Here is a 2,865-nt window from a genome sequence, read left to right as displayed (position 1 = left end):
TTTTTCATAAATACTCTCCTTTAGTTGACATACTTAATCAAGGCTAGCTGATTCGGAAATTCCATCTACAACGGTAGCTTGATAAATAGAGCCATTTTCTATACTAACTTTCCAGTGTGGTAGTGTTTCTAGGTTATCTTGTAAATAGGTTACTATTTCTTCTTCACTGAGATGATCTTTAAGAATTTCTTCACCTTGAATTGAAACGATGGATTGATTCATATCTTTGATGATGACATCATAAGGTAAGATGTTGTATGTAGGTATCTTGTCAATCGTCTCTGTTTCATCAATAATAATTCCTAAATATCCACTTCCAACACCACTTGGTATAATGGCGTTAAAACTTTGTGTATCAAATTCTTGAGTAATACCATTTTTAAGAATTAAATCATAATTGATGGTTGTCTTATCTAAGTTTAGGGTGTTTGTAAGAACATCGTTGAGTTGTTCTAGTGTGATTGTATTGAGACCATAATAGTTTGTATTAAATAACCAAGCTAAGATTTGATCGTAGTTAGGAGCATTGAAATTTGAATTGTCTTTAAGAAAATAGAATAAAGATGCCATGTTTTCCAATTGTGATAAATCAATGTTACTCTTTATCTCTTCGTCATTAATTTTAATAAATTCAGTGATTGGGAAATTAGATATACCTTGATAAATTCCAGTTTCACTATTTAAATTCTCATCCCACTCCAATACAAAGCCTTCGACCGGTAATGGATCTTCATTGAATGTGACTTCATCCGTATATGCTACTTTGTTTAGTCGATTACTAAATGTTTGACATACAACACGAAAATTCATCATATCATTCCATTGTTCTTTAAGAAGCTCGATGATAGGTGCTTGGATATCATCTTCTAAGGAGACTACTTCTTCAGTTCCATAATTCAACAACTGTACTCTATTTTGATCAAATGTATAATACTTGGCTTCGGTGTTGATGGTGATGTACGCAAGTAAATGACTTTCGTAATAATCTGGAACATAGGTATAAGTTGTAAATAGATTCACGTTTAAATCATCACTTATTTTTAAATCTAAGGGTTGGAAACTATAGTTATAGTTAAATTCTCCATCGTAATAAAATAAAGCATCAAATTTAGCATTATTATAGAAGTTGATACTTACATTATCATCGTTATACTTTGTGGAGATGTATTTTTGTTGAAGGATAAAAGGGAAAAAGAAATTCTCATCGTAAATCATCTTATTCATTACTTCTTGATCACCTATACTAAATGTTGATGATTCTTCATTCTTATTCTGTGGTGTTTGTGTACAACTTACTAACATCATACAAAGTATGATTAATAGAATACGTTTCATTGAGTTACCTCCAGTTTTATACGCAATAGTTGACAGATTGTATATTGGTCTATATTAATAGTCTATCAACATCTAAAATACGAGTCAATTCACAAGAGTGTATAGAATTAATTATCTTTTTGTTTTACTGAAACTAGTTGGTAGGTGCCATTATTGTTTTCTTGTATTTTTACTTCGAAAGATATGAGTTTATCTTTCAATTTATTTGTATAAGCGTATAAATCTTGGCTTGTAGTTACATTATTTGGAATAGGATAATAATGATTCACATTTCTATAGACAATGATTCTTTCATAATTCAAAGTTGTATCTCTAACTTCATAAGGGGTGATGACATAAGTTGTGATGTTGTTTTTGGTGTTTTTAACTTCACTAAGGTAACCAAAAGTATTCGTTGAAACATTGCCTTGGGATAACTGACTCTGAAAAGCATGTTCTTTCACATTGTAAATGAGTCCGCTTTTGAATTTCATATTCTCATCCATCTCTATTGGCTGATCTTGGTTCAATTCATTTGTATAAACTTTATTAAATTCATCTAAATCATAATTTGTAGTGAGTGTATCATCTAAAGAATAAAACTGATAAGAACTTGTACAATCATCAAGAATACACATGGTGGTTGGTTTATGTGTTTGAGTATACCAATTAACAAGTGTGTCAAATGAGATATCACTTAAATTATGTATATCAGTATCAATAAAACAAACGAGTGAAAGTAAGCGTTCTAAATCATTTAGCCCATTTATATCTGCACGAGCATTGTCATTGATTACAATTTGTGGAGATGCAATTTGATAATCTAATTCAAATATATTATATCCTGTAACAAATTGATAACGATAACCTGGAAGGTTTTCCTTGAATACAAATTCATTTTTAATAATTGCAGAAATTTGATGATTAACAAATCCAATTTTACGTTCGAATTCTGCAAGGTCATCCCATTGTATTAAATAGGAATCAAGTAATGCTTTTTTATCAGAATCATTAAAATCAACTTCATTATTGGTATCAGAAAAAAATAGTTTTGCTCTAGTTGGATCAAAATAAATGGAATAAACAGTATCTCTAATAGATACCGTTGAATAAATTCTTGCTGCATCGGGAGAATCGTTATAAATAATTCCAGATAACATGGTTCCTACTTTGAGGTTGTTTCCATCAATATAATAAAAAATTAATGGTTCAAAATAGACTTCAAGAGAATAATCATTTGTGTAATGACTTGTGAAAGTATATTTCAAATCATCATATTCACCAGTTATTGTAGTAAACATGTTTGTATAATTTTCTGTTTCAATTTTATTTGATGAATATCCCTCTAAATCTGTTTGTCTATATATCTCGTTGAGTTGAGATTCTTCGGTTTTACTTAATTGAAGAACCGTAATTTCAGAAGGATTATTCTTTTGTATAGTACACGATGACAAAAAGAAACATAAGATGAGAATGTATTTTATCATATAGCCCTACTTTCTATTTAAAGATATGATTCGGTAGAATAAATCAGATTTATTATTTTGAAGA

The 2,865-nt window shown here is 29.5% G+C and carries 2 protein-coding genes; both read right to left on the bottom strand.

Annotation, left to right across the window (positions count from 1 at the left end):
- Positions 1 to 33: 33 nt before the first annotated feature.
- A complete protein-coding gene (locus RR643_RS08035) occupies positions 34 to 1,335 on the bottom strand; it encodes a hypothetical protein (protein WP_332482897.1) in 1,302 nt (433 codons plus the stop codon).
- 107 nt (positions 1,336 to 1,442) lie between these two features.
- A complete protein-coding gene (locus RR643_RS08030) occupies positions 1,443 to 2,801 on the bottom strand; it encodes a hypothetical protein (RefSeq protein WP_332482896.1) in 1,359 nt (452 codons plus the stop codon).
- Between the last annotated feature and the right edge of the window lie 64 nt (positions 2,802 to 2,865).

Source organism: Anaerorhabdus sp., from assembly GCF_036637135.1.
In the GTDB taxonomy this organism is placed as follows: Bacteria; Bacillota_I; Bacilli_A; order Erysipelotrichales; family Erysipelotrichaceae; genus Anaerorhabdus.
The sequence above is the reverse complement of the archived record's forward strand: the minus strand, read 5'-3'. Positions and strand labels throughout refer to the sequence as shown.

Coding starts and splice junctions, on each gene's coding strand:
- RR643_RS08035 (WP_332482897.1), bottom strand. CDS start 1,335: ATGAAACGTATTCTATTAATCATACTTTGTATGATGTTAGTAAGTTGT.
- RR643_RS08030 (WP_332482896.1), bottom strand. CDS start 2,801: ATGATAAAATACATTCTCATCTTATGTTTCTTTTTGTCATCGTGTACT.